This window comes from Ruegeria sp. G2, from assembly GCF_056533505.1.
In genome coordinates, this window is the sequence record NZ_JBQFON010000008.1 from 16094 (window position 1) to 42632 (window position 26539).

Consider the following 26539-nt stretch of genomic DNA (forward strand, 5'->3'; position numbering starts at 1 on the left):
GTTTTCAGCTTTGTTCAGATATCCTCGCCCGGCGGGTCAAGTAGCCCACCCGGGGCAAGCAGGGCACGTTCGGATAGCCAGGGGTTCAATTCCAGTGCATGGTTCAGCGCCGCGCGCGCCTCATCCAAGCGCTTCAGCCCCAGCAGCGACAATGCCCGCCCGCTGAGCGCGGCAACATGGTTCGGCGAGAGCGCTATGGCCCGGTCCAGATCAATCAGAGCCGCCCCAAAGTCTTGCTGCAAGTAATTGACAAAGGCGCGTTGGTTGTACCCTTCGGCATATTCAGGACAGTAAGCAACGAGAGCATCGAATTCTGCCAACGCTCCAGCCAAATCCCAGGCTTCGCGCATGGACATTCCACGATCCAATAAGGTTTGCGACCTCGCATCCGGAGCATCGGTCCAGAGCTGCCACATCTGGCCAGAGATGCCTCGCGCTTCTTGCTCGGTTGACGCATCTTGAGCCTGCGCTATCAAAGAGTCGATCCCAGAGATATGGTCGGGTGCGACCGGGCAGTCAGCGGTGGCCTGCACAGCAGAGACGGCAAGGAAAACGGCATATGCGAGTTTCATCCCCTCTAACCTGATCCCCAGAACCCATAGGTCAACCGTTTTCTAGCGGGGCCAGTAACCCGGTTTCTTTCACCGCCTCCATCGCCACGAAAGTAGAGGTATTCGCAACATGCGGCAGGGATGAGATTTTTTCGGCCAGAACAGTGCGGTATTCCGACATCGAACGGGTGCGTATTTTGAGCAGGTAATCAAAGTTTGACGCGATCATGTGGGCCTGTTCAATCTCGGCAACCTTACGCACAGCCGCGTTAAACTCAGCCAGCGCCTTTTCGCGTGTATCCGTCAGACGCACTTCGACAAAGGCTACATGATCAAGGCCCAAACGGATCGGATCAAGCATGGCCCGATAGCCTGTGATGATCCCGTCCGCCTCAAGCCGCTTGAGTCGTGCTTGCGTCGGGGACTTCGACAAGCCGATCTTGCGCGCAAGATCTGTTACTGAAATGCGACCATCCTCGGCCAGCGCCGTGAGGATGGCCTGATCGAACTGATCAAGACCGGACAAGTCGTTTCGCATCATCTATCCCCGTAAATTCGGTCTATTCGACTATCGGAAGAAAAAATTCAGTCCATTCTCCTGCTCAAGGCCAGTTATATTAGGCAAAAGCCCCGGAGTACACATGTCACATAGCCTGCGCACCAAGATCGATACCCAAACCTACGCCGAGCAATCCACCGTGCTGGACGCTTTGATCGCTCAAGCCGACCTGTCACAAACTGACCGCGCCGACATCTGTAAGGCGGCGGCGCAGCTCGTACGCGACATTCGCTCCAGCACGTCGCCCGGTATGATGGAGGTATTTCTAGCCGAATACGGCCTGTCCACCGATGAAGGCGTCGCGCTAATGTGTCTTGCCGAGGCACTGTTGCGTGTCCCCGATGCGGACACTATCGACGCATTGATCGAAGACAAGATCGCGCCATCGGACTGGGGCAAGCACTTGGGACAATCATCCTCGTCGCTGGTGAACGCCTCAACATGGGCGCTGATGCTGACCGGGCGCGTTTTGGATGAGGACAAGACTTCGCCAGTGGGCGCTTTGCGCGGGGCAATCAAACGTTTGGGCGAGCCGGTGATCCGAACTGCTGTGGGTCGTGCGATGAAAGAAATGGGGCGCCAATTTGTTCTGGGCGAGACCATTCAGTCAGCCATGAAACGTGCCAAGGGGATGGAAGACAAAGGATATACCTATTCCTACGACATGCTGGGCGAAGCCGCGCGGACCGAAGCCGACGCCGCCCGCTATCATCTGTCCTATTCCCGTGCCATCGCCGCCATTGCCGAAGCCTGCACCCACAAAGACATCCGCGAAAACCCCGGTATCTCGGTCAAGCTGTCCGCGCTGCATCCTCGCTATGAACTGGCGCAGGAACAGCGAGTCATGGAGGAGTTGGTGCCCCGCCTTCGGGCTCTGGCACTGCTTGCAAAGGCCGCGGGCATGGGGCTGAACGTCGACGCAGAGGAGGCCGATCGCCTCTCTCTGTCGCTGCAGGTCATCGAAGAAGTCATGGCCGAGCCTGCACTGGCAGGCTGGGACGGGTTCGGCATTGTCGTACAAGCCTACGGCCCCCGCGCCGGTCTCGTGTTGGATACGCTCTACGAGATGGCCGAACGTCATGACCGCAAGCTGATGGTGCGGTTGGTGAAGGGCGCGTATTGGGACACCGAAATCAAGCGCGCTCAGGTCGAAGGCGTCGATGGGTTTCCCGTCTTCACCCAGAAGGCCGCGACCGATGTGTCCTATATCGCCAATGCCCGCAAGCTGCTGGATATGACCGACCGCATCTATCCGCAATTTGCCACCCATAACGCCCATACGGTCAGTGCAATCCTGCATATGGCTGACGACCAACCGTTCGAGTTCCAGCGCCTGCACGGAATGGGAGAGACCCTGCATCAGATCGTGCGCGACAAGCAGAGCGCCCGCTGCCGTATCTACGCGCCTGTCGGCGCGCACCGTGACCTGTTGGCCTATCTGGTGCGGCGTCTGCTGGAGAACGGGGCGAATTCGTCCTTCGTCAACCAGATTGTTGATGAAGATGTCGCACCGGAAATTGTTGCGGCAGACCCTTTCCAAGCCATTCAGACACCCGCAAAACCACTGCCGACCGGACCAGAATTGTTTGCACCCGAGCGTCCGAACTCGAAAGGGTTCGATTTGCATCATACGCCAACACTGGACCGGGTCGACATTGCGCGCGATGCTTACCGCGCCCATCACTGGTACGCCCGGCCATTGCTTTCGGACGATGCTCAGCCCGAGTCAGATTTGCCTGTTATCAACCCGGCCCGGCCGCAGGACCGCCCGGGCTCAGTTGCTGTTGCCAGTCCGACCGATGTCGAGCTGGCGCTTGCCAGTGCCTGCCCATGGCAGGCCACGGCAGCCACCCGCGCTGAAGTCCTGAACAAAGCCGCCGACCTCTACGAGGCGCACTACGGCGAGCTATTCGCCCTGCTCGCTCGCGAAGCCGGGAAATCTGTACCCGATGCGGTTGCCGAGCTACGCGAGGCTGTCGACTTCCTACGTTATTACGCCGCCAATATTCCGGCGGCCAAGCCTGCCGGGATTTTCACCTGTATCAGCCCTTGGAATTTCCCTCTGGCGATCTTCACGGGGCAAATTTCGGCCGCGCTGGCCACTGGCAATGCCGTGCTCGCCGCCCCTGCCCCGCAAACGCCCCTCATAGCACATCGCGCTGTTCAGTTGATGCACGAAGCAGGCGTCCCGCGCGATGTTCTGCAATTGTTGCCCGGAGGACCAAAAGTGGGCGCAGCGCTGACCTCAGATGAACGTGTCTCGGGTGTGGCCTTTACCGGTTCGACCGCAACCGCATTGAAAATCCGGTCTGCCATGGCCCAGCATATGCGTCCCGGCACACCTCTGATCGCCGAGACCGGCGGCTTGAACGCCATGATCGTGGACAGCACCGCCTTGCCGGAGCAAGCCGTGCAATCGATCATCGAAAGCGCTTTCCAGTCAGCGGGACAACGGTGTTCCGCCCTACGCTGTCTCTATCTGCAGGAGGATATCGGCGAGGATGTTCTGACAATGCTGCAAGGGGCAATGGACGCTCTGCAAGTTGGCGACCCTTGGCTGATCTCAACCGATTGTGGCCCAGTCATTGACGAGCAGGCTCGTCAGGGTATCGCAGATCACGTCGCCAAAGCGCGCGCAGAGGGGCGGGTTCTGAAAGAACTCTCTACCCCACCCGAAGGTACGTTCATCGCACCAACTCTGATCGAAATCCCCGGCATCTCAGCATTAGAACGTGAAATATTCGGACCGGTGCTGCATGTCGCCCGTTTCAAGGCGCAAGAGATCGACAAGGTTATCGCAGAAATCAACGCCACAGGATATGGCCTGACTTTCGGCTTACACACACGGATCGACGATCGCGTGCAGCATGTGACCGAAGCGATCCACGCCGGCAATATCTATGTCAACCGCAACCAGATCGGCGCAATCGTAGGCTCACAACCGTTCGGTGGTGAGGGCCTTTCGGGCACAGGGCCCAAAGCGGGCGGACCGAATTATATGGCGCGGTTCTGCGCCACGGATCGGCAGAATTCTTCGGGACACTGGGACAGTGCGACAGAGATGAACGCACCCGAAGGACAACCTGCCCCACCTCGCACGCAATCGCTGCCCGGCCCAACTGGCGAATCAAACCGATTGACCGAATATGCGCGTGATCCACTCTTGTGTATGGGCCCTGGACCCGATGCAGCCGAGGCACAGGCGCAGGCTGTTATAGGCTTGGGCGGAACGGCAGTCCGGATGACCGGAGCGCTGGATCTACACCGGCTTGAAAACCTGACCGGTTTCTCGGGCGTATTGTGGTGGGGCGACTACGACACCGCCCGCCAGATCGAGCAGCATCTGGCCCGGCGCAATGGTCCGATTATCCCACTGATACCCGGTCACCCTGACCGTGCGCGTGTTCTTGGCGAACGCCATGTCTGCGTCGACACGACCGCTGCCGGAGGTAATGCCGCCCTACTCGGAGGTGCGGCATAACCGGGCCTTGACGCTGGGCGGTGAAAAGCCCAGCGTCGCGCCATGTTTCCGATCCGCGATCATAACCCTTCGGGGCGTACTCCGTATGTCGTCTATGCCCTTCTGGCGGCAAATATCCTGATCTTCCTCGGCTATGTAGGGATCATGGACGATGCGCGGGCCATGAATCGGCTCTACTTCGACTACGCCGTCATTCCTGCACGGATCACCGACGGCTATGGGCTCGAGACGCTTGTGACTTCAATGTTCCTGCACGGGGGCTGGATGCATTTGGCCGGGAACATGCTGTTTCTATGGATCTTCGGCGATAATCTCGAAGATGAAATGGGGCATGTTCTGTTTCTTGTATTCTATCTGCTGGCGGGGATCGGCGCGGGGCTTATCCACGTTGTCTCGGCACCTGGCTCTTTGGTGCCGACAATCGGCGCTTCCGGCGCAATTGCCGGGGTCATGGGCGGTTATCTTCTGCTTTTCCCAAAGGCGCGCGTCGATATCCTTTTGATCCTGATTGTCTATATTCGGATATTCACCATCCCGGCATTTGTCATGCTTGGGGTCTGGCTGGGCCTTCAGTTCTTTGGAAGCCTGTCCAGCAATCCTGATGAGGGTGGCGTTGCCTATTGGGCCCATACCGGAGGGTTCTTTGTTGGCCTGATCCTGTGTGTCCCTCTTTGGCTCAAGCGCGGAGGCCCTGGATTCTGGGACCGCACCCATGGCCATCCTCCACACCCGGGACACAAGTATAAGCTGTCGCAATCACGTATTCCCAAAGTGCCGCGCAAGTAATCGCGGATCACTGGCTGGGCGATCTACCTCCACTCAGATGGGTAATCTCCTGTGCCGCGTTTCGTACCAGCATACCCAGCTCAGGCGCGCGATCGAGGCTGAACCGCACAGTTGGGCCGGACACTGAGATGCCTGCGCAGGGTTCGGCGCGATCATTGAAGATCGCCGCGCCAATGCAGGACATGCCCTCGTAGCGCTCTTCATGATCGTAAGACCAGCCGCGCCTACGGGTCTCCGCCAGATCGTCATGCAGCCCTGCTTGGGGGAGATTGGTGTTCTCGGTAAAGGCAATCAAGTCAGTCCGAGCCAACACCTTGTTTAAACCATCCTCGCTCAGAGCAGCGAGAATCGCCTTCCCCGTACCCGAAGCATACATTGGAGTTCGCGCACCTGGCGGAAAGAAGGCCCGGATCGGATTTTGGGTTTCAACCTGCCCGACAAAGACAACTTCTGGCCCATCAGGCACCGCCAGATTAGCGGTCTCACCACTGTCCAGCATCAGACGACGAAGGATTGGCCTACCAATCTCGAGAACGGAATTGCGCCGAAGGAAAGATGCACCAGTCCGGTACGCTTCGATACCGACCATCCATTCTTGCCGCTCTTCGTCAAAACTGACGAACCCGTGCTTCTGCAATGTCACCAGAATACGGTGCGTGGTGGCAGTTGGTACATCGACCTCGCGCGCCAGGTCACTTAGCGCGACACGTTCCAGCCCGGCGACGGTTGTAAGTACGCCCAGCGCTCGGTCCAGCGACTGCATGGTTCCGGCTGAGCTTTCCTTGAACATCGATTTCGGCCGACCACGAGGCCTTTTCTGAGACTCCATTTTCTAGCTCACCTTCCGATATTAGTGTCCGTACTGATTCAAGTTTTTCAGATCGCAATTCCATGGGAATAAAATTGAGAAACTAAATTCCCATCCATTTCAGCGCCTTATCCATTTAATGAATAAAATGAAAATGTTTTTCAAGAAAATTGCAACCTAAGCCCGTTCCAGCGACACTTATTTCCAAAGCAGAGGATTGAGTCATGTCGAACCAAAACCCGGTCTTTATCCCAGGCCCAACCAACATACCTGATCGCTTGCGCCTTGCCATGCAGGTGCAGACACAAGATCACCGCGCCCCGGATTTCGTTGAGACTTTCGCCCCGGTGCTGGAGGATACAAAGAAAGTCTTCGGCACGACCGAGGGTCAGATCATCACCTTCCCCGCCAGCGGCACCGGGGGTTGGGAGGCAGCGATCACTAATACGCTCAGCCCAGGAGACAAGGTTTTGGTCGCGCGATACGGCGTTTTCAGTCACCGCTGGATTGACCTGTGCGAACGGCATGGGCTGGACGTTCAGATCGTCGAATGCACGTGGGGCATTGGTGCACCTGCAGACCGCTTTGAAGCGATCCTGTCAGCTGACAAAGCGCACGACATCAAGGCCGTTTTGGTAACCCACAATGAAACCGCAACCGGAGTGCGTTCTGACATCAGGGCCGTACGGCACGCTATGAACGCAGCAAATCATCCAGCGATGTTGTTTGTGGATTGCGTCAGCTCGCTGGCCTCGATGCCATTTGAATTCGATCAGTGGGGCGTCGATATCGCTGTCTCGGGATCGCAAAAAGGGTTCATGCTGGCGACCGGCATGGCAATCCTGTGTGTTAGCCCCAAGGCGCTGGCAGCAATGGAAACTGCGAAGCTGCCCCGGACATTCTTTGATTTTCGTGACATGATGGCGGCCAATGCCTCGGGTGGATTTCCTTACACGCCTCCGTTGCAACTGATCTACGGTATGCGCGAAAGCCTGAAGATGTTGTTCGAGGAAGGACTGGACAATGTTTATGCCCGCCACACGCGCCTGGCCGAAGGGGTTCGACGCGCGGCCAACGCATGGGGACTGAAACTCGTCGCGCAGACTCCGGACCTATATTCCGATACTGTCAGCGCGATCTATGTGCCCGAAGGGTTCGACAGTAACGAACTGACCGATCATGCCTTTAACGTCTATGGCGTTTCGTTCGGCATCGGGTTGGGAGAGTTGAATGGCAAAGCCTTCCGCATCGGCCATCTGGGCAGTCTGACGGATGTGATGGTTCTGTCGGGTTTGGCCACGATAGAAATGGCGATGGCCGATCTGAACTATCCAATTGAGCTGGGCAGCGGCGTCGCGGCGGCACAAGAATTTTATCGTGCTGGAACATCCGGCCACGCCAAAGCTGCAGCCTGAGGAGGACCATAATGTTGGATCAAATCCCAGTTGCTGACCTGACTATTGAAGATATGCTGGCAGCGCATGAAAGGATCAGGCCACATATTCGGCGCACGCCGGTTATGACGTCTGATTACCTAAATGACCTGACTGGCGCACAGCTGTTCTTCAAGTGTGAGAACTTTCAAGAGGCCGGCGCTTTCAAAGTGCGAGGAGCCAGCAACGCTGTCTTTGGTCTAAGCGATGAGATGGCAACCAAGGGCGTTTGCACCCATTCCAGCGGAAACCACGCACTGTCTCTTTCATATGCTGCGGGTCGCCGAGGTATTCCTTGTAATGTGGTCATGCCGCGAACAGCCCCGCAAGCCAAGAAAGACGCAGTACGTCGCTATGGTGGTACGATCACCGAATGCGAGCCTTCAACCTCTTCCCGCGAAGCAACGTTCGCCGAGATTCAGGCCAGAACCGGGGGCGAATTCGTACACCCTTATAATGACCCGCGCGTCATCACTGGTCAGGCGACCTGTTCGGCCGAGTTGCTGGAGCAAACGGATGGTGTGGATGCGGTAATCGCACCGATCGGGGGCGGAGGCATGGTCTCGGGCACTTGCCTGACTGTGTCAAACCTGGCGCCGGAAACCGCAATCTACGCGGCTGAACCCGAGCAGGCGGACGATGCGTACCGTTCATTCAAAGCAGGTCATATTATCGCGGATGATGCCCCAAAAACGGTGGCCGATGGTCTGTTGGTGCCGCTCAAGGAAAACACCTGGCACTTCGTTTCAAACTACGTGACCGACATCTTCACCGCGTCCGAACAAGAAATCATCGACGCGATGAAGCTCACCTGGAAATACCTGCGGGTAGTGATGGAGCCATCTTCAGCTGTCCCGCTTGCGACCATTATCAAGAACCCCGACACATTCCGAGGCAAGCGGGTCGGAGTGATCATCACAGGTGGCAACGTGGATTTGGACAAACTGCCCTGGCTCAACGGGTAAGGAGAAACAGGATGAATAAACCGATGAACATTGATCAGCTTGAAGTTGGCTACGACATCCCTGCCGCAATCGGTATGGATGAAAGTGAAATTCAGACGCCCTGCCTGATCCTCGATCTGGACGCGCTTGAGCGGAACATCAAAAAGATGGGCGATTACGCCAAGGCCCATGGGATGCGCCATCGGGTGCATGGCAAAATGCACAAATCGGTAGATGTGGCGAAGCTGCAGGAAAAGCTGGGCGGTGCCGTTGGCGTTTGCTGCCAGAAAGTGTCCGAAGCCGAAGTGTTCGCCCGTGGTGGTATCAAAGACATTTTGGTGTCCAACCAAGTGCGCGATCCGGCCAAGATCGATCGTTTGGCACGCTTGCCTCAGTTGGGTGCGCGTACGATTGTGTGCGTCGATGACATCGAGAATATCTCCGACCTGTCCGAAGCGGCGCAACGCCACGGGACCGATCTGGAAGTATTCGTTGAAATCGACTGCGGTGCCGGTCGGTGTGGGGTAACAACGACCGAGGATGTCGTTGCCATCGCCAAGGCAGCCGAAGCTGCGCCAAACCTGAAATTCACTGGCATTCAGGCCTATCAGGGCGCGATGCAGCACCTTGATACCTATGAGGCCCGAAAAGAGAAACTGGATGCCGCCATCGCTATGGTCGAAGACGCGTATGACGGCCTAAAGAGCGCTGGTATCGACTGCGAACTGGTCTCGGGCGGTGGGACAGGATCGTATTACTTTGAGGCCAACTCAGGCGTGTATAATGAACTGCAATGTGGGTCCTACGCCTTCATGGATGCCGATTATGGCCGAATTCTCGATAAGGATGGCAACAGGATTGACCAAGGCGAATGGGAAAACGCGCTGTTCATTCTGACCAGCGTGATGAGCCATGCCAAAGCTGACAAGGCGATCTGTGATGCAGGTCTTAAGGCGCAATCAGTCGATAGCGGCCTGCCCTTCATATTTGAACGCGACGATGTGGAATACCTCAAATGTTCGGACGAGCACGGGGTCATCGGTGATCCAAACGGCGCGTTGAAGGTGAACGACAGATTACGGCTTGTACCGGGGCATTGCGACCCGACCTGCAATGTTCATGACTGGTACGTTGGTGTGCGGAACGGAAAAGTCGAAGCGCTTTGGCCAGTCTCGGCACGCGGCAAGGCCTATTGATCATAACAGGAAAGGCAGGCGGTTCAGGTCGCCTGTCTAACCGTAGATCATCAGTACTCACGAAAGGCAAAATAGATGATCATCGTTCCTGAAAAGGAAATCGGCGCTCTGCTGGGCCGCAACGAAAGCTACGAGGCGATCGAACAGGTATTTGCCGCAATGGCGGCAGGAGACGCCTATAATTTTCCAGTCGTGCGCGAAGCCATTGGCCATGCAGATGCGCTTTATGGCTTCAAAGGCGGATTTGATCGGGCGGGCATGACGCTTGGCCTCAAAGCCGGTGGATATTGGCCCAACAATCTGGAAACGCACGGGCTGATCAATCATCAATCCACCGTATTCCTGTTTGATCCTGATACGGGCCGGGTGGAGGCGATTGTCGGAGGCAATTTGCTGACAGCCCTGCGCACGGCGGCTGCCTCATCCGTATCCATCAACCATCTGGCACGTAAAGACGCCAAGGTGATCGGCATGGTCGGTGCGGGCCATCAGGCCAAGTTCCAATTGCGTGCTGCGTTGGAGCAAAGAGAGTTTGAGAAGGTCATCGGCTGGAATCTGCACCCCGATATGTTGCCCAACATCGAAGAAGTCGCGTCTGAGGCTGGCCTGCCCTTTGAAGCTGTTGAATTGCCCGGCATGGTCGAGGCGGATGTGATCATCACGATTACATCGTCATTTGCGCCTACTCTGATGTCGGATCATGTATCAGACGGCACACATGTCGCCTGCATGGGCACCGATACGGTCGGCAAACAAGAAGTCGGGGTCGACCTGATCAGCCGCGCCACTGTCTTTACGGATGAGGTCGCTCAGTCCATCACACTGGGCGAATGTCAGCACGCAGTCTCCAGTGGATCGAAAAACGAAACCGATATCCGGCAGATTGGTGAAGTCATCAATGGCACACATCCCGGACGGCAATCCGATCAAGAGGTCACACTATTCGATGGAACGGGCGTCGGGTTGCAGGACTTGGCCGTCGCAAGCGCCGTGGTCGAGCTAGCTGTTGAGCAAGGGATCGCGATCGAAGTGGATTTCTAGACAAATACGCGCGCTCCAATCGGGCGCGCGTTCATCTATTACGCTGGAAGAGCCGTTCAGCCCCGGATCACTTTGGCAAAGTTGTCAAAGATCGGCTCATTCGCACAAATTACTTCGCCATCTTCAAGCACGCTGCCTTCGGGGTTCAGCGCCTGAACGAACCCGCCTGCTTCTTTCACGATGATGATGCCCGCTGCCACGTCCCACGCGTTGAGCCGGCGTTCCCAGAAGCCCTCATAACGACCTGCGGCAACATAAGCCATGTCCAGAGCAGCAGCACCCCAGCGGCGCACACCAGCACAGGCTGGCATCAAACGGGCGAGATCCTGAAGGGTCGCAGGCAGGTCCGAACGGCCGCCGAATGGTAAACCGGTTGAGAAGATCGACTCGATCATACGGTGCCGCCCCGAGACACGAATGCGCATGTCGTTCATCCACGCACCCTCGCCTTTTTCGGCAAAGAACATCTCGTCCTTGGCTGGGTCATAGATCACACCGGAGACGATCTTGCCCTTGTGTTCGAGAGCGATCGAGACTGCCCAATGCGGCAGACCGTGCAGGAAGTTGGTGGTCCCGTCCAGCGGGTCAACAATCCAGCGGCGGGTCGGGTCTTCGCCATCTATCGAACCGCCTTCTTCGGCCAGCCAGCCATAGGTCGGGCGGGCACCCAGCAGTTCCTCTTTCAAAATTGCTTCGGCCGCAATGTCGGCCTTGGACACAAAGTCGCCCGCGCCCTTCATCGACACCTGCAGGTTCTCGACTTCACGAAAATCCTTGACCAGAGAACGCCCCGCTTTCCGCGCGGCTTTGATCATGATGTTGAGATTTGCACTGCCAACCATTTTAAATAGGCTCCTGTCCGGTCAAGCCGCGCGTATACTGGGGCAACGCGCCCTTGCCAAGAGGAATGATGCGCATGGCTGATCTGCGTCTGGCGCTATTGCGTCTGCAGCTTGCGCGCCTCAGTCCGGGCCAGTTTTACCAGCTCTTGCACAAAGGGTTTTTCAAGGTCCTCACTGCGTACTGCAGCATAAAGCCTGCGGGTGATCCCATCTTTGGTCAGTGGGCGGGTTACATAGTCTGAATTGTACTTTACCTCACGCACGACCCAATCCGGCAGAACAGAAATACCTCGGTTCGACGCAACCAACAAAAGGATCACAGCTGTCAGTTCAACCTGACGGATTGTGGCGGGTTCAACACGAGCCGGGATTAGTAACTGGCTGAATACGTCTAGACGTGTCCGTTCGACCGGATAGGTGATCAGTGTCTGGCCGCGAAAATCCTCGGCATCTATGAATGGTTTATCAGCCAGCGGGTGCGAGGACGCCGCGACAAACACGGCTTGATAGTCAAAGAGTTCAATAAACTCGACACCCGGCAAATCTTCAGGGTCGGAGGAGACCACAAGATCTACCTCTTCCTTCTGCAACGCAGGTAGCGCGTCGAATGCGAGACCTGGGCGAATGTCTACATCGACATCAGACCAGGATTTTCGGAAGGCTTCGAGCACAGGGAACAGCCATTCGAAACAAGCGTGACATTCGATCGCAATATGCATACGCCCGGTGCGACCGTCGCGCAGCGATGAAAACTCATCCTGCATTGCCTCGACCTGCGGCAGTATTTGCTCTGCCAGCCGCAACAGTCGCAGACCGGCTGCAGACAGTTTCATTGGCTTAGAACGGCGCAGGAACAATTCAACCCCGGCTTGATCTTCCAAGCCCTTGATCTGATGGCTCAATGCTGACTGGGTAATGTTTAATTGATCAGCAGCACGTGCCAAACCGCCACATTCGTGGATGGCTTTGATCGTCCGCAGATGTCGGAACTCAATATGCATATGCTGCGTGACTCATGTTGTTGTTGAATAATATGAGTTTGTCTCACAACGCCTCAGGTGGCACAAGAGCGTAAATGACAGTTACGAGGCCATTATGACCAAGCCTGAGATCTCATTCGAATTTTTCCCGCCCCAGACGCTGGAGGCCTCGTTTCGCCTGTGGGATACGGTTCAGACGCTGGCTCCGCTGAACCCTCGCTTTGTGTCCGTCACCTATGGCGCTGGGGGCACGACGCGCGAACTGACACGCGATGCGGTTGCAACCCTGCACAAATCTTCAGGCCTGCCCGTTGCCGCGCATCTGACCTGTGTAGATGCCTCGCGTCAAGAAACCCTTGAGATTGCCGATACGTTCGCACGCGCAGGCGTTCAGGATGTCGTCGCGCTTCGCGGCGATCCTCCCAAGGGACAGGACCGGTTCCAGCCACATCCGGAAGGATTTGCCAATTCGGTCGAATTGATATCCGCGCTGGCAGAAACGGAGATGTTCAGTATTCGCGTCGGTGCCTATCCTGACATCCACCCCGAGGCGCAGAACGCCCGAACCGATGTGGATTGGCTAAAGGCAAAACTGGACGCGGGTGCGGACGAAGCGCTAACCCAGTTCTTTTTCGAAGCCGAGACTTTTTTCCGGTTCCGGGATGCTTGCGAAAAAGCAGGCATTGATAAACCAATCGTGCCGGGAATTCTTCCAATCGAAAACTGGAAAGGGGCACGCAACTTCGCAAAACGCTGTGGAACCCGAGTACCCGAGTGGATCGAAAATGCATTTGAGAAGGCGATCCGCGACGATCGCGAAGACCTTCTTGCCACTGCGCTTTGCACCGAACTCTGCTCGGACCTGATCGAAGGTGGTGTGGACAAACTGCACTTTTATACGCTCAATCGCCCTGAACTGACCCGCGATGTGTGTTTTGCTCTGGGAATTACGCCTCAGACCGAATTGCAGAACGTCGCTTGATCTTGTGGCCTGCCCGGTGGCAAATCTGTCGCTGGGCACACCCACCACTACCGATGTGCGGCACGCCGATTAAAGCGCGGGCGACAATCCAGAATTGATTCCAGAAACTGTTGCTGGGATTAACGCTAATATCTAAGAAAATTTGACAAAAATGTGATCGATGGCACTCTGAGCGCAGTGTAGTTTTAATGAGTGTTATCAGTATGGAGCCAGTGAGCAAAGTTAAGGCTCGGGCAGAAGCGTTTCAGGTTCTTGGCCTGCCTACCCACGCCAACGCAAACGACATCAGAGACGCCTGGCGAAATATCGCCTTTCATGATCACCCTGATCATACAGATGGTGACCATTCGGTTTTTTCCAAAGCCAAATCGGCTTACGATTTTCTGCGTAGCGAGGGTCTGACCCGAAAAGGGGTGACGAGTTCGTCGACACCACGTCGTCCACGCCTAAAGAAACGTGTGATCGAACTGGACGCCGATGAGATCAAAGCTTGCCGTGATTTGCTGAATCCCGAATACGTGCTTTCAGATATGTCTGCGATTGACCACGCCGCGACAAGCGACGACCAAGACCAGTCATCTGACCATGTGCCAGATGCAATCGGCTGTTTCGGACGCGATCTGACTTACTTCGTCGCTTCTTCCGTCTGCAAGGGTGAAAACCGAGTCGCCTTGCCAACCTCGGTTCTGGCAAGTTGCAGGAAAACTGAAACCGAGATTTTGACATTTAAATCCAAAGGTGCGGGTTCGGGTGAAATTGTCGTTCCCGACCCTATACGCGAACGGAAGTTTCCCGGTGCCCGAAACGTTAGGATTCGGTTTGAAGCAGACCAGCAAATGCGGGATTTGTTTGAGTTGGCAGGGTGAAAGAACCTACCAGCAAAATAAGCCCGGCCGCTAAGGCCGGGCTTATTTTTTTCACCAATATCAGTTGGACACTGGACCTTCCGAAGTAAATTTCGGGATCACGCTGGTAGACGCCGCGTCGGGTTCGATACCCGGCCAGTTGCCTTCTGCCAAATTGATGTTGCCGGGAACGTCCTCTTCCCAAAAACCGACGACTACATCGGTGATGTTCAGATACAGTTTGTCATCGACGATCCGCCACAGGTTCGGGTTGGCCGGAACCTTGCCGCCACGCGACACGCCATAGGCGCAGTGTCCATCATATTGCGGCGCATAATAGGCCGGATTTTCGAGAAACTTGTCGCGGTTTTCTTCAGTCGAAAATGCCCAGGTCGCACCGTTATAATCGGCAGTGATGTCAGACCGGCCGCGAACTGCCTCGGGCTGCGATTGACCCACGGCTACTTGATCCAAGTCGCGATAGGCAACGACGTCATACCCTGACACCGCAAATCCGGTACCATCAACATATTGATCTCCTGCGAATGCAGGCATGGCGAAAGCCATCGTCGCTGCAAGGGTCAGTGCAAAGCGTTTCATGTGAATTGTCCTCATGTCCTATCGGTTTCTGGGCACCCGTGCTACGGGGCTGCTCAGACAATAGGTGTTTTTGGCCTCGCGCGAAGACCCACTCGCGCCGCTGTGAAAACGAATTGGGAATTGTGAGGTGTATCCGGGGGATTGTTACAAAATTCCCGCGGTGTTTGGGGTTGGACTCTGAGTTCTGCAATATTAGCTGTTGATTTAGCGGTCCATTGACCAGCAACGCAGGAAAGGCATGATATGAGCGAACAATCCACCTATACCCCTCCTAAGGTCTGGACGTGGGACAGTGAAAGCGGCGGACAATTTGCCAATATCAACCGGCCAATTGCTGGGGCCACACATGATAAGGACCTTCCGGTCGGAAAGCACCCTCTGCAGCTTTATTCGCTCGCCACACCCAACGGCGTCAAAGTCACTGTAATGCTCGAAGAGCTGCTGGCTCTGGGCCACAGTGGGGCAGAGTACAATGCCTGGCTGGTCAATATTGGCGAAGGCGACCAGTTTAGTTCGGGCTTTGTCAGAGCCAACCCCAACTCGAAAATTCCCGCGCTTTGGGATCATTCGGATAAAACACCTGTGCGCGTGTTCGAAAGTGCCTCAATTCTTTTGCATCTGGCAGAGAAGTTCGATGAGTTTCTACCCGCGAGTGGTGCGGAACGGACTGAGGTTATGAACTGGTTATTCTGGCAAATGGGCAGCGCACCCTATCTGGGTGGCGGCTTTGGCCACTTCTACGCCTACGCCCCTGAGAAGTGGCAATACCCGATTGACCGTTTCGCGATGGAAGCCAAACGTCAGTTGGACGTATTGGATCGGGAACTTGCTGAAAAGACCTATATCGCTGGCGAAGAATATACGATCGCCGATATGGCTATCTGGCCTTGGTACGGACAACTGGTTCTGGGCCGTCTATATGATGCGGCGGAATTCCTTGATGTCGAAAGCTACAAGAACGTAATGCGGTGGGCCAAAGCAATCGATGCGCGCCCCGCCGTTCAGCGTGGTCGAATGGTCAATCGCCCATTTGGCGAACCTCACACTCAATTGCACGAACGTCACGATGCAAGCGACTTTGAGACGCAAACACAGGACAAGCTGGAAGCGGCAGACTAACGCGTTTTGTTATCTCAGGATCGGGGGCCGCTCGGGATCACTGCCCGGGGCGGCCCTTTCAATTTGCGGGGCCTGTTGCTGGGGTAAATCGAACCTAAGTCCGACCTTTGCCAGCGCGGCGGCGGCCGGTTCATCCGCTTCAAAGAACCCGACATCCAATGCACCCGCCTCGATCCCCGAAAATGTCAGCGCCTCAGAAACGGCGCGCGCCAGAGCAGGCTTCGCGTTTTCAACTGCCGAGACAAATCCCAAAAGATGGCCCCGACCGCCATCATCCGTCTTCGTTCCCACTAGAAAAGCCGCAGTGGCGAGGCCTGCTGCAGTCGCCAGTTTGGTATCAAGTGCAGTCAGCAATTTATCTGGCAGACCGGCGGGCGGGTGAAATTCGGAAAGTCTCTGCTGCACTTCTTGCGGGCCGTGCTGCAGCGTGCTTTCCAACCAGCCCAATGCCTCGGTCGGGATCAACATCGATGACGGCGCGGTCTCAAGGTTCAGGCCCAAACCAATTCCTTGCCCTGACAGCATTCCGGATAAGACACGCCCGGACAGAGCAACATACGGAACCGGATGCCCTGCGAACTCTGCCAAACGTTCCTCAAGATCAAAGGCCAGCACGAAACGGCCATCAGCCACATCGAAGAGCTCAGGCAAAATATTCTCGTCCCTGGCCTCTTCCGACAGCATCAGGAACAGCTCGCTGTCGGCTAACCTTTCAAAGAAACGCAGCCGTGCTGAATCGTCTTCTGGAGCTGCAAGCATAGCGGCATGTGCAGCATCTAAAGCTGTAGTTTCAGTCATTCAGAACCTCTTGCACCCGTTGCCGAAGAACCGGCAAAAGCTCGGCCTCAAACCAGGGGTTTTTCTTCAGCCAAGCCGTATTGCGCCAAGACGGGTGTGGCAAGGCAAAGACCCGCGGCGCATGGTCTCTCCAACGGCTGACGGTCTCGGTGACCGGCGTTTTCACACCCAGATGGTATTTGTGCGCGTGACCGCCAACGAGGATTGTCAGCGGCACCTCTCCCAGCGCATTCATCACTTTTTCATGCCATGTGCGCCCACATATCGGCGGTGGTGGTAGGTCGGCCTTACGCGCATTATATCCAGGAAAGCAAAATGCCATCGGCACAATTGATACACGCGAGCGGTCATAAAAGCCTTGTTCGTCCAGCCCCAACCAATCCCTTAGGCGATCACCCGAGGGATCGGTAAAGGGCTTTCCCGACAGGTGCACCCGAGCCCCCGGTGCCTGACCCGCGATCAGAATTCGTGCACCGGATTGGAACCAGACAACCGGGCGTGGCTTGTGCGCGGTAGCCGTCTGCGCAAACCTGTCCGCGCAAAGTCGGCACTCTGCGATATCCTTAATGAGCGACTTCATCGGATTGAAACGTTCCCGCAATGAACACTCAATCAAGATAGGAATGAACGCGGCCGGAGCCAACAGCACCTAACTTGGCAACACTTCAATGTCATATCGCGGGATCCGCATTGATCATTTGTTTCATATTTCGACATAATGTGGCCAACATGGACCCGTAGCACACACACCTTCGAACCATAGCAAAACAGTACGATGACAGGCCGCAAATGCTGGAATTCGAAAATGTCAGCAAGTCATTCTGGACCGGAACCCGCCGCAAAGTGATTCTGGATCAGGTGTCGTTCCGTGTCGAACTGGGCACCTCCCTTGGGGTCCTGGCCCCGAACGGAACAGGCAAAACCACATTGATCAATATGATGGCAGGGTTGGAAAAACCGGACGAAGGTGTAATTCGACGGGATTGCCGTGTGTCTTTCCCCATGGGCTTCACCGGGGGTGTCGCCAAACGCCTGTCAGCGCTCGAAAACGCGCGCTCGATCGCCAAGATCTACGGCATGGACCCTGATTATGTCGAAGCCTATTGTAAATGGCTGTGCAATCTGGGTGAGTATTTTAACCAGCCGCTTGGCACCTACTCGTCCGGTATGCGCGCCAGATTCACCTTTGCGCTGATGTTGGCTCTGGATTTCGACATGTATCTGATTGACGAAGGGATGCCCTCGACCACAGATGTGGAATTCAACAAGAAAGCCGGCGATATCCTGAAAGAGAAGCTTCGGACAACAACCTTGGTAATCGTGTCACACAATCCATCTACCCTCGAGAAATTCGCGCGCCAAGCTGCTGTTTTGGTAGATGGTCAGCTTTATATGTTTGAAACCTTGGAAGAGGCGAAGCAGCTCTATGACTACCAAGCCCAAGGCTAGAAAATACAACCCTGACCGCGCAGCGCGCGGAGCTGGCACTGCTGAGGCGCGCTCGGATGCGATCGATCGTATTCGCAAGGCGACTCAGGCCTCTGGTTCCGGCACAGACGCGCAGCAGCCGGGGACCGAATTGGACGCAATCAAGCGCGAAGGGTTAACCGGGCGGCAATTGCGGGTCGCCAGACGGCTTGCCCACAAGAATGGGTTGGCGGCAACCTCTGATTATGACGCAGTGCGACTGTTGCGTAAGAAAGGGATTGATCCGTTTCAGCGTTCCAATCTGCTAGATCTTGCAGCTTACGATCAACGCAATTCAACCGACGACAAAGCGACGCAAGATAACATCAAAATTCACTTACCTCAGACCGCCAAAGAAACTCAAAAGAACCTGCCAGGTCCAGAGCTCAGCCCGGCCCAACGCCGCGAATATGAGATCGGGCAAATCCAGAAAGACATCGCCCGCAGACGGCGCCGCAAACTCGTTGCATTATTTGCGCGGCTAACGGCCTTTGTGATCCTGCCTACATTCATTGTGGGATACTATTTCTATCGGGTCGCAACGCCGATGTACGCCAGCGATTCCGTGTTTTCGATTTTGCAAGCCGACGGCGGAGGGGCCTCTTTCGGTGGCTTCCTCGCGGGGACACAGTTTGCAACGGCACAGGATTCGGTATCCACTCAGGAGTTTTTGGAATCCAAGGACGCGCTGGAACGCCTTGAACGGGATGTCGGGTTTGCTGAGTTCTTTCAGCAAGACAATATTGATCCGATCCAACGTTTGCCCTCTGATGCGACGCTTGAAGAAACTTACAAGCTTTTTAAGCGAATGATCACGATCGGGTACGACCCTAGTGATGGTGTCATACGCATGGAGGTCGCCGCGCCCAGCCCTGAAATCTCGGTCGATCTATCCAATCGTCTGATCTCTTACGCTGAGGAGAGGATTAATGGCCTGACCGAGCTGAAACGCGAAGATCAAATGCGTGATGCATTGGCGGGCTTTGAAGCCGCGCAAGAAGCGCGCAGGCAGGCACAGGAAGACCTGATCGAATTGCAGTTGCAGGGTGCCATACTGGATCCGCAAAGCGTGATCGCCAGCTTGCGTGCCAGAATCGATCAGTTTGAAATTGAGCTGCAGGATAAAGAATTGCAGCTGGCCGCCCTTCTTGACAATGCACGGCCCAACAAAGCTAAAGTGGACGGCACGCGTGCAGATATTAAACGGCTGGAGGCCGTGCTGTCAGAATTGAATGCTGAGATGCTGGATGCTTCAGCAGGCGAAAATTCGCTGGCGCGCCTGAGCGTACGTATTCAGATGGCACAGGCCGATCTAGCGGCGCGAGACATGATGCTGCAAACGGCAATGCAGCAAATGGAAGCCACACGGACCGAGGCCAACCGGAAAGTGCGGTATCTGACCGTCTCGGTGAACCCTGTTGCCAGCCAGGAACCCAGCTATCCGCGCAAGTTCGAAAATACGATTTTGGCTTTCCTGTTATTTGCTGGTATCTACCTGATGATCTCGCTTACCGCGTCGGTCCTTCGTGAACAGGTATCCTCGTAAGACTCATGAAACATGTAAAAATCGCCGACCTGACAGTTGGCAACGACCTACCGCTGACCATCATCGCTGGCCCGTGCCAGCTTGAGACCGCCGATCACGCCCAGATGATCGCGGGCACTATGAAAGAGGCATGTGACGCTGCCGGGGCGCAGTATGTATTCAAGGCCTCGTATGACAAAGCAAACCGGACCTCACTGTCCGGCAAGCGTGGTATGGGCATTGATGCCGGGCTGAAGGTGCTGGACGACATTCGCAAATCCATGGGCATTCCGGTTTTGACCGATGTTCATACCGAAGCCCAATGCGCGATTACAGCCGAGGCTGTCGATATCCTGCAAATCCCTGCGTTTCTGTGTCGTCAGACGGACATGCTGCTGGCGGCAGGCAATACTGGAAAAGCGGTCAACGTAAAGAAGGGACAGTTTCTCGCCCCGTGGGAAATGCCCAATATCGTTACTAAGATCGAAAGCACTGGCAATCAGAACATCCTGCTGACCGAGCGCGGAACTTCGTTTGGCTACAATACGCTGGTCGCGGACATGCGGTCGCTGCCGCAGATGGCGCAAACCGGATATCCGGTCGTCATGGACGCAACCCATTCGGTGCAACAGCCCGGCGGCCAAGGCGGTTCCTCAGGAGGACAGCGTGAGTTTGCGCCAGTGATGGCGCGTGCCGCTGTCTCTCTGGGCGTCGGAGCCGTTTTCATAGAAACCCATCAAGATCCCGACACCGCACCCTCAGATGGGCCGAACATGATCCCTCTGGATCAGATGGGCCATCTGGTTGACACATTGATGCGATTTGATGCGCTGGCCAAAGAAAACCCAATTCAGATTTAAAGATTGAGATTTGTAATGACCAAACCCTTCAGTGAGGTGACCCCAAACACCTGGAGTTTTCTGCGCGACCCGATGATCAAGCCCACGGGCTTTCGCGAATATGATGCGCGGTGGAAATACCCTGACGAGATCAACCTGCCGGGTATGACGGCTCTGGGACTGGGTCTGGGTACCCAGATGCACAAACGCGGAATCGTACCGGTAATTGCGGTGGGCAATGATTATCGCGATTATTCCCTGTCGATCAAAAACGCGCTGATCGTTGGGCTTATGCAGGCAGGCATTCAGGTAAAGGATATTGGCCCGGCGCTCAGCCCGATGGCTTATTTTGCACAGTTTCATCTGGATGTGCCCGCAGTTGCGATGGTCACAGCCAGCCACAACCCCAATGGCTGGACCGGCGTCAAAATGGGTTTCGATCGCCCTTTGACACACGGGCCTGACGAGATGTCCGAACTTCGCGATATCGTTCTGAACGGCGAAGGCGTCGCGCACCCGGGCGGGTCATATGAATTCGTGGACGGTGTGAAAGAGGCCTATGTTGACGATCTGGTTGGTGACTTCAAAATGTCCCGTCCGCTGAAGGTGGTGTGCGCCACCGGCAATGGAACTGCCGCTGCCTTTGCGCCCGAAATTTTCGAACGGATCGGTGTTCAGGTTGTGCCAAGCCACACTGATCTGGATTACACATTCCCCAATTACAACCCGAACCCCGAAGCGATGGAAATGCTGCATGACATGGCCGATACAGTCAAAGCCAGTGGCGCCGATCTGGCGCTTGGTTTTGATGGAGATGGGGATCGTTGCGGTGTTGTAGATGACGAAGGCGAAGAGATATTTGCCGACAAGGTCGGCGTCATTATGGCCCGCGATCTGGCCAAGATTTATCCGAATTCGACCTTTGTGGCCGATGTGAAATCTACTGGTCTTTTTGCCAGCGACCCTGAACTGCAAGCTCATGGTGTAAAAGCCGACTATTGGAAAACCGGCCACAGCCACATGAAGCGCCGGGTCAAGGAAATCGGTGCGTTGGCCGGGTTTGAGAAATCGGGTCACTATTTCTTAGCCGAACCGGTCGGGCGCGGATATGACTGTGGGATGCGCGTAGCGGTGGAAATCTGCAAACTGATGGACCGCAACCCGGATCAAAGCATGTCGGACCTGCGCAAGGCACTGCCCAAGACGTGGTCAACACCCACCATGTCTCCGTACGCAGCGGATACCGAGAAATATGATATCTTGCATCGCCTCGTCGATAAGTTGGTCGCAATGGCCGATGCTGGCGAACGCTTTGCAGGGCGGGCGATCAAAGAGGTCGTGACCGTCAATGGCGCCCGGGTCATTCTGGACAATGGCAGCTGGGGGCTGGTGCGCGCCTCGTCGAATACTCCGAACCTCGTGGTGGTTTGCGAAAGCAGCGAAAGCGAAGACGAATTGCGGGCGATTTTCGCCGATATTGACGCTGTTATTCGCACCGAACCCGGCGTTGGCGAGTACGATCAAACCATCTAGCCCACCTAACAAGGGCGCTGGTTTCAGCGCCCTTGATCGGCGCAATCAATCCCCGCCCAGCAGTTTGAGAAGGCTTTTCTTGGCCTCGTCCTCCAGCTTGTCTTTAAGGGCATCCTCGATCTGACCGGTGTCCGTTACTGTGGTATCAAGTTCCTTCCCGACCTTTTCAAATACCTTTTGCTTGGCGTCATCTTCCAGTGCTTTGACTTTGCCCTCTGCTGCGGCCTCAATGACTTTGGTGAGGTCCGGCTTGATCGACGGGCCACTCCATGGCCCCACGATTCGAACGGGTACCGATATCCCCTCGCCTGCATTGGCGCGTAAAGCCACCGGCGTAAACAGATAGTCGATATCGCGGGCACCAAGACCAATTCGGCCCGTGCCGTCCGCTCGAAAATTATCCAGTTTCATCAACAAGTCGTCGTTGTTCAGATCACCATCTTTCATCGTGAAGCTGGCAGTGAGGCTATTGAAAACCGTTGTGCCGCCTGAACCCCCTCCGCGCCCCATAAGGCGGTCCAGATCCACCCCGGAAATGACCCCTTTCCCGACTTCAATATTCCCTTTGCCGCTCAGCGACCGCATGATCTGATCTTCACTCTGCCCCACACCCAGAAACTCTAGATGTCCTGACCCGGTTCCCGACAGGCGCTTGATATCCCCAAGCGTTACAAGGGCTTCATTGATATCGATATTATCGGCCTTCAGATTTCCACCGACCGACAGACCATTGCGATTATTGGCAACCACCTGGCCTTTCAGATGCCCTGAAAAAAGCGACGCGGGATGCATTTTCAACACAGCCCTAGAACGATCAAGGTTGAGCGTCAGATCACTTTTGCCAAAGCGCATGCCTGGCACCGAAATCGAATTCGCTTGCAGTCGGATCGTCCCGTTTGCGAGTGCCAGCGATGACGCATCTATTGGGGCTTTGGACCAACCGTCAGCCTCGGAACCACTGCTTGATGTGTCATCATCCCCACTTGCATTGGACAAATCGAGATCGCCCGCGTTCAGGCGCGCCGTGATTTTTGGCGGATCAGAGATCTGAATATCCGCTTCACCCTCAAGCCGATTATTGTCGAGGACAGCAACCATTTTCCGCAGTGAAATCCGCCCGTCTCGGGTATAGGTCATCTGCCCGGATACATTCGCAACCCGGCCCAAGCCTTCGGGAACGGTGACACCTCCCTGACCAAATGCAGCCAACATCTTGTGTGTATTTTTTGCGGTGACAGTAGTCTTGCCGTCCATTTCTCCGGCCAGATTCACCCGGCCGGAAAACTGAATCCCTCCACCGGGTGCAGTCAGACTTAGTTCCAACGGGGTCACCACCCCGCTCGAGAACGCAGGCAGGTCAGGAATGTTCAGGTGAACCTTAACGTTGCCTCCGGGCACGGGCATGCTGGCCTGCATTTCCATCGGGGCAGTCACGTCGGGCCAACGGGCAGATAGATCAACATCGGCGAACTCCATGCTGACCGCGCCATTCTCAATGTAGATCAACCGCGCGTTCTGCAGTTCCAACTGTTCCAGAGTCACCGGCCGACTTTCAACCGCCTGCGCCGACGCGCCGGTGTCAGATGAATTTCCGGGTTGGTGCAACTCCCAATTCCCGCGACCATCCGAACGTTCCAAACGCAGTGTTGGACGATCGGCAAGTACCCTCTTGATCCGGATATCACCCGAGAGCAGCGCCGAGGCATCGACCCCTACAGCCAGACTTTGAGCGCTCAGCATCGGCTCGGACCCGGCCCAGGGCGCATTGCCAAAGGTTACGCGACCGGTTTCCATGCCCAAAACGGGCCAGAAGGATAGTTTGACATCCCCAGACAGTTTTAATTCGCGACCAGTTTGTGCCTTGACCTGCTCAGCCAGGATCGTGGCAAGTTTGTCTCCTGGCATAAGCAGCAAGGCACCGATCACCAGCCCGAAGGCTGCAACCACGAGAAAGAGAATACGAATGAGCCACTTCATGAGTTTGCCTTTCCGGCTTATCTGCTCTGGTACAAGTCAGCCCTGTGTGGGTAGGATTTGCAAGGGGAAGCATTCCCCTCTATATGCCCGGCCATGAGCACGAACCCACCGAACCTCCGCCCCGATCTGGCCCCCGAGGCCCGCATCGCCGAGACACCCCGCCGCGGTCAGCCAACACTTGGAATGGTGTCGCTGGGCTGTCCTAAAGCGCTGGTTGATAGCGAACGTATTCTGACCCGTTTGCGTGCAGAAGGCTACGGTATCTCGCCGGACTATGCCGGAGCCGATGCCGTAATTGTGAACACCTGTGGTTTCTTAGATAGCGCTAAGGCCGAGTCTCTAGATGCCATCGGCGAGGCGCTGGTCGAAAATGGCAAAGTCATCGTGACCGGCTGTCTGGGGGCCGAACCCGATTATATCCGCGAGCATCACCCACGTATTCTGGCGGTGACCGGACCGCATCAATACGAACAGGTACTGGATGCGGTTCATGCCGCGGTGCCCCCGGATCCGAACCCCTATGTCGATCTGTTACCGGCTTCGGGCGTGAAGCTGACGCCGCGCCACTACAGTTACCTCAAGATTTCCGAGGGTTGTAATCATAAGTGCAAGTTTTGCATCATCCCGGACATGCGCGGAAAGCTGGCCAGCCGCCCGGCGCATGCAGTGCTGCGCGAGGCAGAGAAGCTGGTCGACAATGGTGTGCGCGAATTGCTGGTGATCTCGCAAGATACCTCGGCCTATGGGCTTGATCGCAAATACGACCTGAACCCGTGGAAAGATCGCGAGGTGCGCAGTCATATCACCGATCTGGCGCGTGAGCTGGGCCAATTCGATGCTTGGGTGCGATTGCATTATGTCTACCCCTACCCCCATGTGCGCGATCTGATTCCGCTTATGGCGGATGCGGGCTGTAACGTGCTGCCCTATCTAGACATTCCGTTCCAGCACGCGCACCCGGACGTGTTAAAGCGCATGGCCCGGCCGGCCGCAGGGGCAAAAACTCTGGAAGAAATCTCGGCATGGCGCGAGACCTGCCCCGATATCACTCTGCGTTCGACATTCATTGTCGGATATCCTGGTGAAACCGAAGACGAATTCCAAACATTGCTCGACTGGATGGACGAAGCGCAATTGGATCGTGTCGGTTGCTTCCAATACGAAAATGTAGATGGCGCACGTTCAAACGACCTGCCAGATCATGTTCCAGCTGACGTGAAACAAGATCGGTGGGAACGCTTTATGGAGAAGGCGCAAGCCATTTCTGAGGCTAAGCTGATGGCTAAAGTCGGGCAAACGATCGAGGTCATTGTAGATGACATCGATGATGAGGCCGCGACCTGCCGCACCAAGTCCGACGCGCCCGAGATCGACGGAAATCTGTTTATCGATGAGGGCTTCGAAAACCTGAATCCGGGCGATATCGTCACTGTCGAGGTTGACGAGGCCGGAGAATACGATCTTTGGGGACGTTTGTGTTCGTCGGTGTGACCGAGACCCGGACTACAACAGCCCAAACAGAATCACGACCCAAGCAACACCAGCGGCAACAGCAGTAAGCGCCACTGCTGCACTTGCCGCGTCCTTGGCCTGCCCCGCCAGCACATGGTGGTCGGTCGAGGTATGATCGATTGCTCGTTCGATGGCTGTATTGAACAGTTCAGCCACCAATACCAGTATACCGAGAGCAAGGATCAACGCTTTTTCAGCGGGATCGAGGGGAAGCAGGAATGCCAAAGCGCCTGAAACAAGATTTGCCCAGCCCCAAGCCCGAAACGAATATTCTTCGCGCCAAGTAGCTGATAGGCCCTGCCAACTCCAGCGAGTGCGATCTTTCAGGTGATCAAATAATTTTCGCATAGGCCTTTCCGATCAATTCCACCTGAACCGACGTTCGCGACCTGCGGCAGAAAGGCAAGAAAAAACCGCCTTTCGGCGGCGGCAGCGGCTTGAATGTGCAGGCGGTCCGAATATATGGACCGCCTGCGAAACGCTTACTGCGTGACCGGATTACACACGGTCTGACCCGCTTCGGTCGTGGCCAGTTCGTAGCCTGCCGAACAGCTGGGCGTGCCATACTTGTCATAGTCGGGTTGGATATAGACCGGGGTCGGTTCCTCTTGCTGCGAGCACGCAGTCAGTACAACGGCCGTGGCGCAGATAGCAGCAAATTTCAGTTTCATGTCCATCAATCCTCTATTACTTTTCTGATATTGCCCAGTTTTTCGGGGCC

The 26539-nt window shown here is 55.8% G+C and carries 25 protein-coding genes; 14 read left to right on the forward strand and 11 right to left on the reverse strand.

Features of this window, described 5'->3' with window-relative positions; genetic code table 11:
* Positions 1–14: 14 nt before the first annotated feature.
* A complete protein-coding gene (locus ACR0DU_RS14880; protein ID WP_480875597.1) occupies positions 15–572 on the reverse strand; it encodes a tetratricopeptide repeat protein in 558 nt (185 codons plus the stop codon).
* Between the two features lie 31 nt (positions 573–603).
* The gene (locus ACR0DU_RS14885; RefSeq protein WP_260022948.1) at positions 604–1089 is read right to left on the reverse strand and encodes an Lrp/AsnC family transcriptional regulator; all 486 of its coding nucleotides are present in this window, start codon (positions 1087–1089) and stop codon (positions 604–606) included.
* 103 nt (positions 1090–1192) lie between these two features.
* On the opposite strand from ACR0DU_RS14885, the gene putA reads away from it, so the two are divergent.
* Both putA and ACR0DU_RS14895 read left to right on the forward strand, forming a co-directional pair.
* Complete coding sequence (gene putA / locus ACR0DU_RS14890; RefSeq protein WP_480875598.1) at positions 1193–4591, forward strand: bifunctional proline dehydrogenase/L-glutamate gamma-semialdehyde dehydrogenase PutA; 3399 nt, start codon at positions 1193–1195, stop codon at positions 4589–4591.
* 42 nt (positions 4592–4633) lie between these two features.
* Positions 4634–5377 (forward strand): rhomboid family intramembrane serine protease, encoded by a 744-nt coding sequence (locus tag ACR0DU_RS14895; protein WP_010441853.1) that lies wholly within the window; start codon positions 4634–4636, stop codon positions 5375–5377.
* A 7-nt stretch (positions 5378–5384) separates the two neighbouring features.
* On the opposite strand, the gene ACR0DU_RS14900 is transcribed toward ACR0DU_RS14895, so the two are convergent.
* On the reverse strand, positions 5385–6206 hold the full coding sequence (locus ACR0DU_RS14900) for an IclR family transcriptional regulator (RefSeq protein WP_480875601.1): 822 nt from the start codon (positions 6204–6206) through the stop codon (positions 5385–5387).
* 203 nt (positions 6207–6409) lie between these two features.
* Between ACR0DU_RS14900 and bhcA the strand changes: the two genes are divergently transcribed.
* The 4 genes from bhcA to bhcD all read left to right on the forward strand — a co-directional run bounded on the left by bhcA (position 6410) and on the right by bhcD (position 10799).
* Entirely contained in the window at positions 6410–7600 is a 1191-nt protein-coding gene (bhcA, locus tag ACR0DU_RS14905) for an L-aspartate--glyoxylate aminotransferase BhcA (RefSeq protein WP_480875604.1), read from the forward strand.
* 11 nt (positions 7601–7611) lie between these two features.
* Positions 7612–8583 (forward strand): beta-hydroxyaspartate dehydratase BhcB, encoded by a 972-nt coding sequence (gene bhcB / locus ACR0DU_RS14910; protein WP_480875607.1) that lies wholly within the window; start codon positions 7612–7614, stop codon positions 8581–8583.
* 11 nt (positions 8584–8594) lie between these two features.
* Positions 8595–9758, forward strand: a complete 1164-nt coding sequence (gene bhcC, locus ACR0DU_RS14915) for a 3-hydroxy-D-aspartate aldolase BhcC (protein ID WP_480875609.1) — start codon at positions 8595–8597, stop codon at positions 9756–9758.
* A 75-nt stretch (positions 9759–9833) separates the two neighbouring features.
* Complete coding sequence (gene bhcD, locus ACR0DU_RS14920; RefSeq protein ID WP_480875611.1) at positions 9834–10799, forward strand: iminosuccinate reductase BhcD; 966 nt, start codon at positions 9834–9836, stop codon at positions 10797–10799.
* A gap of 56 nt (positions 10800–10855) precedes the next feature.
* On the opposite strand, the gene ACR0DU_RS14925 is transcribed toward bhcD, so the two are convergent.
* Positions 10856–11641: an inositol monophosphatase family protein gene (locus ACR0DU_RS14925; protein WP_010441847.1), complete on the reverse strand. Its 786-nt coding sequence runs from the start codon at positions 11639–11641 to the stop codon at positions 10856–10858.
* 95 nt (positions 11642–11736) lie between these two features.
* Positions 11737–12642 carry a LysR family transcriptional regulator gene (locus ACR0DU_RS14930; protein ID WP_010441846.1) on the reverse strand — a complete coding sequence of 302 codons (906 nt, stop codon included), beginning with the start codon at positions 12640–12642 and terminating at the stop codon, positions 11737–11739.
* Between the two features lie 94 nt (positions 12643–12736).
* Here ACR0DU_RS14930 and metF point away from each other — a divergent pair, with 94 nt between their 5' ends.
* Entirely contained in the window at positions 12737–13603 is an 867-nt protein-coding gene (gene metF / locus ACR0DU_RS14935) for a methylenetetrahydrofolate reductase [NAD(P)H] (RefSeq protein ID WP_480875615.1), read from the forward strand.
* A 203-nt stretch (positions 13604–13806) separates the two neighbouring features.
* Positions 13807–14469 (forward strand): J domain-containing protein, encoded by a 663-nt coding sequence (locus tag ACR0DU_RS14940; protein WP_480875883.1) that lies wholly within the window; start codon positions 13807–13809, stop codon positions 14467–14469.
* Positions 14470–14529: 60 nt separating this feature from the next.
* Here ACR0DU_RS14940 and ACR0DU_RS14945 read toward each other — a convergent pair whose 3' ends face one another.
* Positions 14530–15048, reverse strand: a complete 519-nt coding sequence (locus tag ACR0DU_RS14945; RefSeq protein WP_010441843.1) for a YHS domain-containing (seleno)protein — start codon at positions 15046–15048, stop codon at positions 14530–14532.
* Between the two features lie 243 nt (positions 15049–15291).
* Here ACR0DU_RS14945 and yghU point away from each other — a divergent pair, with 243 nt between their 5' ends.
* Positions 15292–16167, forward strand: coding sequence for a glutathione-dependent disulfide-bond oxidoreductase (yghU, locus tag ACR0DU_RS14950; protein WP_480875618.1), 876 nt, complete (start codon positions 15292–15294; stop codon positions 16165–16167).
* A gap of 9 nt (positions 16168–16176) precedes the next feature.
* Here the strand turns inward: yghU and ACR0DU_RS14955 are convergent, their stop codons facing one another.
* Positions 16177–16965, reverse strand: a complete 789-nt coding sequence (locus ACR0DU_RS14955; protein ID WP_480875621.1) for an SseB family protein — start codon at positions 16963–16965, stop codon at positions 16177–16179.
* Positions 16958–17545: a uracil-DNA glycosylase family protein gene (locus ACR0DU_RS14960; RefSeq protein WP_480455592.1), complete on the reverse strand. Its 588-nt coding sequence runs from the start codon at positions 17543–17545 to the stop codon at positions 16958–16960. Before ACR0DU_RS14960 ends, ACR0DU_RS14955 begins: the two co-directional genes overlap by 8 nt.
* 209 nt (positions 17546–17754) lie before the next feature.
* Here ACR0DU_RS14960 and ACR0DU_RS14965 point away from each other — a divergent pair, with 209 nt between their 5' ends.
* The 4 genes from ACR0DU_RS14965 to ACR0DU_RS14980 are packed head-to-tail and all read left to right on the forward strand — an operon-like array spanning position 17755 to position 22329.
* Positions 17755–18414 (forward strand): ABC transporter ATP-binding protein, encoded by a 660-nt coding sequence (locus ACR0DU_RS14965; protein ID WP_480455591.1) that lies wholly within the window; start codon positions 17755–17757, stop codon positions 18412–18414.
* A complete protein-coding gene (locus tag ACR0DU_RS14970) occupies positions 18392–19978 on the forward strand; it encodes a KpsE/RkpR family capsule polysaccharide export protein (protein ID WP_170472815.1) in 1587 nt (528 codons plus the stop codon). The genes ACR0DU_RS14965 and ACR0DU_RS14970 overlap by 23 nt, the downstream gene beginning before the upstream one ends.
* Positions 19979–19983: 5 nt before the next feature.
* A complete protein-coding gene (kdsA, locus tag ACR0DU_RS14975; protein WP_319545035.1) occupies positions 19984–20817 on the forward strand; it encodes a 3-deoxy-8-phosphooctulonate synthase in 834 nt (277 codons plus the stop codon).
* Positions 20818–20832: 15 nt separating this feature from the next.
* Positions 20833–22329 carry a phosphomannomutase/phosphoglucomutase gene (locus ACR0DU_RS14980; protein ID WP_480875623.1) on the forward strand — a complete coding sequence of 499 codons (1497 nt, stop codon included), beginning with the start codon at positions 20833–20835 and terminating at the stop codon, positions 22327–22329.
* Positions 22330–22374: 45 nt separating this feature from the next.
* On the opposite strand, the gene ACR0DU_RS14985 is transcribed toward ACR0DU_RS14980, so the two are convergent.
* Positions 22375–24306, reverse strand: coding sequence for an AsmA family protein (locus ACR0DU_RS14985; protein WP_480875626.1), 1932 nt, complete (start codon positions 24304–24306; stop codon positions 22375–22377).
* Between the two features lie 93 nt (positions 24307–24399).
* Between ACR0DU_RS14985 and rimO the strand changes: the two genes are divergently transcribed.
* The gene (gene rimO / locus ACR0DU_RS14990) at positions 24400–25797 is read left to right on the forward strand and encodes a 30S ribosomal protein S12 methylthiotransferase RimO (RefSeq protein ID WP_480875628.1); all 1398 of its coding nucleotides are present in this window, start codon (positions 24400–24402) and stop codon (positions 25795–25797) included.
* A 12-nt stretch (positions 25798–25809) separates the two neighbouring features.
* Here rimO and ACR0DU_RS14995 read toward each other — a convergent pair whose 3' ends face one another.
* On the reverse strand, positions 25810–26166 hold the full coding sequence (locus ACR0DU_RS14995; protein WP_480875630.1) for a diacylglycerol kinase: 357 nt from the start codon (positions 26164–26166) through the stop codon (positions 25810–25812).
* 134 nt (positions 26167–26300) lie between these two features.
* On the reverse strand, positions 26301–26489 hold the full coding sequence (locus tag ACR0DU_RS15000) for a hypothetical protein (protein WP_010441832.1): 189 nt from the start codon (positions 26487–26489) through the stop codon (positions 26301–26303).
* Positions 26490–26539 lie beyond the last annotated feature (50 nt).